Origin of the sequence: Actinomadura sp. NPDC048955 (genome assembly GCF_040649435.1) — a bacterium.
Lineage (GTDB): Bacteria > Actinomycetota > Actinomycetes > Streptosporangiales > Streptosporangiaceae > Spirillospora > Spirillospora luteofluorescens.
The window spans coordinates 1-2,788 of the sequence record NZ_JBEZJI010000164.1; the positions used below are offsets into that span (position 1 = coordinate 1).

Sequence of the window (2,788 nt, forward strand, 5' to 3'; positions counted from 1 at the left end):
CAAGAATTTGAACAAGAAAGATTTTATAAGCTATATAAATTTTTATTTGAAGATGATTATTTTAGAAAACTTAGTGATTCTTCAAAAATTGCTTACTGTATGTTTAGAGATCGTTTTGAATTATCTAAAATGAATAATTGGATTGATGAAAATGGAAATGTATATCTAATATTTACCACCAAAGATTTATGTGAACTTTTAAATTGTGGCACTCAAAAAGTAACTAAAATTAAAAAGGAATTAGAAAGTTTTAATCTTTTAGAACAAGAAAGAATGGGGTTAAACAAACCCAATAAAATATATATACTAGAACCCCAAAAACCTTATGAAGACAGTAGTGTCAAGGAATTTCGAAAATCAAAATTCCAGAATAGTGAAAATCAAAAAACAAGAATTTCGAAAATCAAAAAACAAGAATTTCGAAATTCAAAATCTAATGATACTGATTTAAATAATACTGATTATATAGAGACTGAGAATAATGATAGGCATGATATGAATGATACATATAACAATCAAACAAACCATAATCATTCGGATCATACAAACCACCAACAATCCGAATTTAATAATGATGCACTTAAATTCCAAGTACTTGAAGAATTGCCACAACAAATCAAAGATTACTTAAGTAATTTTGAAATCAGGGAAATTCGTATTATTAAAAGTGTTTTACTCAAAGGGAAAAAATCTTTTAACAACACATTTAATACATATTATCGTTTAGAAGATGTCGAATTTGAACTTGTCAGTGTTTTAAAACGTTTTAAAGCCATGCTGCTACAAAAGAATGAAACCGTTGAAGCTATGCAAGGATATTTAATGCAATCGATTAAAGCTGAACTTGAAGAAATACACACACTTAATATGCGTCGTCAAAACATGAAAAAACATAATATCTTTAACCAATAATTTAGATAATCTTATAGCAATCAAAGAGACTTCAAAATACTCGGTTAAATCATCTGATTTTTTAACTGATGGATGATGAAAAAAATCAAGAAATCGTGAATGATTTGGAAATATGTGGTTGCGTAAGCAACGAGATAATCATTCAGCATATGCGTTTATCAAACGTCTCATTAAACAATTTGGTAAACCTCAAAAGGTAGTTACAGATCAGGCACCTTCAACGAAGGTAGCAATGGCTAAAATAATTAAAGCTTTTAAACTTAAACCTGACTGTCATTGTACATCGAAATATCTGAATAACCTCATTGAGCAAGATCACCGTCATATTAAAGTAAGAAAGACAAGATATCAAAGTATCAATACGGCAAAGAATACTTTAAAAGGTATTGAATGTATTTACGCTCTATATAAAAAGAACCGTAGGTCTCTTCAGATCTACGGATTTTCCCCATGCCACGAAATTAGCATCATGCTAGCAAGTTAAGCGAACACTGACATGATAAATTAGTGGTTAGCTATATTTTTTTACTTTGCAACAGAACCATTACAAACCTGTCGCAAATATCAAAGCAATTAAACCGAATAAAAAAGGCGATAAAGATATACAAGCTGCAATTAAGGAGACATCAAAATACTCGGTTAAGTCGTCCGATTATTTAACAGGAAACCATGAAAAAGATGCAGAAATTGTTCAAGATTTAGAACAAGGTTTATACAGAAAACGTATGTTAAGTTACGGTGGTTTACTTAAACAAAAACATAAACTTTTAAATTTAGATGATGCCGAAGATGGTAACTTAATTCAAACAAGTGATGAAGAAAAAACGACAGAAGAAGAACAAAAAGCTCATTCAATTACGGCAATTTGGAATTTTGAAAAGCAAAATTACTTCTTAAAAAATTTGTAATGTTGTCTAAATATAATAATATTCTTTGTAAGAATTTCAGAAAAATGGCTACCATTTGGCTCCCTTTTAGTTCCCAAATGGCTCCCTTTTTATGTATCCATTTGGTATACATTTTTTATTTTTGGTATCCATTTAGGGTACATTTTTGATTTTGGGTAGCTATTCGGTAGCTTTTGTGTAGCCGTTCGGAAGACATATAACAATTTTTATCGCATAAATAGGAATCCCATTTGACACTGTCAAATCAATATTTTGCACAGAAATGGCTACCGAATGGCTACATACAGAGACATTTCTGTGCAGGATTCCTCTTATGCTCTTGAATTTGTTATAGTTTCATTGTACACCATAGATACAGTGAGTTCAAACCTGAAAAGACGATTTAACGAAAAGAATATAACAACAATAATTACGCTAACAAAGACTCGATTTAATAACCGAGTCGAAGAAAAATATTGGTAGAACGACGTTACTGTTTTCAACTATTCCTTAAAAAAGTTAGGCGAATAATTACTTAATTTACTTCATATTTTTGAATATTTTAATCTCAATTTCTTTTAAAAGATTCATTGAAATTTTTCATATAATTATCTGACTTATAGCTTTCTAACCCATTAAATTTTATATAATTAAGTGTTTTTTCTTTATTAGCATTTTCTATTTCAATTTTTTCAAATCTATATTCATTTGGAGTTAAATCATTATACATTTCTAAAAACTCGCTCAGACATTTTTCATTCTTTAAGTCTAGACCAATGTTATTAAACAACTTATATAATTCAATTAACGTTTCATAATGATAAGACATTTTTTTCCTCTAATGTATAAAATTTATCAATCTCATCTTCTAAATATTTATATAAATCTTTCATTGCATAATGATTGATTACAAGGTTAAAAGCATCATCTTTGATGATGCGTGTGAGCGTGCCAACACAAAAAAATAAATAATAAAAATTCATAATAAA

General features: G+C 28.6%; 3 protein-coding genes and 1 pseudogene. 3 read left to right on the forward strand and 1 reads right to left on the reverse strand.

Going from position 1 to position 2,788, the window contains the following annotated elements:
* From AB0C84_RS45795 to AB0C84_RS45805, 3 genes and pseudogenes are all read left to right on the forward strand, one after another.
* Positions 1-912 (forward strand): replication initiator protein A (locus AB0C84_RS45795; RefSeq protein WP_361079140.1); only part of this gene is annotated, 912 nt, incomplete at its 5' end.
* 112 nt (positions 913-1,024) lie between these two features.
* A pseudogene (locus AB0C84_RS45800) lies at positions 1,025-1,396 on the forward strand (transposase); the annotation flags it as partial.
* Between the two features lie 46 nt (positions 1,397-1,442).
* Complete coding sequence (locus AB0C84_RS45805; protein WP_002498886.1) at positions 1,443-1,820, forward strand: protein rep; 378 nt, start codon at positions 1,443-1,445, stop codon at positions 1,818-1,820.
* A gap of 547 nt (positions 1,821-2,367) precedes the next feature.
* On the opposite strand, the gene AB0C84_RS45810 is transcribed toward AB0C84_RS45805, so the two are convergent.
* Positions 2,368-2,628, reverse strand: coding sequence for a hypothetical protein (locus AB0C84_RS45810; protein ID WP_002498887.1), 261 nt, complete (start codon positions 2,626-2,628; stop codon positions 2,368-2,370).
* Positions 2,629-2,788 lie beyond the last annotated feature (160 nt).

Coding starts and splice junctions, on each gene's coding strand:
- AB0C84_RS45810 (WP_002498887.1), bottom strand. CDS start 2,628: ATGTCTTATCATTATGAAACGTTAATTGAATTATATAAGTTGTTTAAT.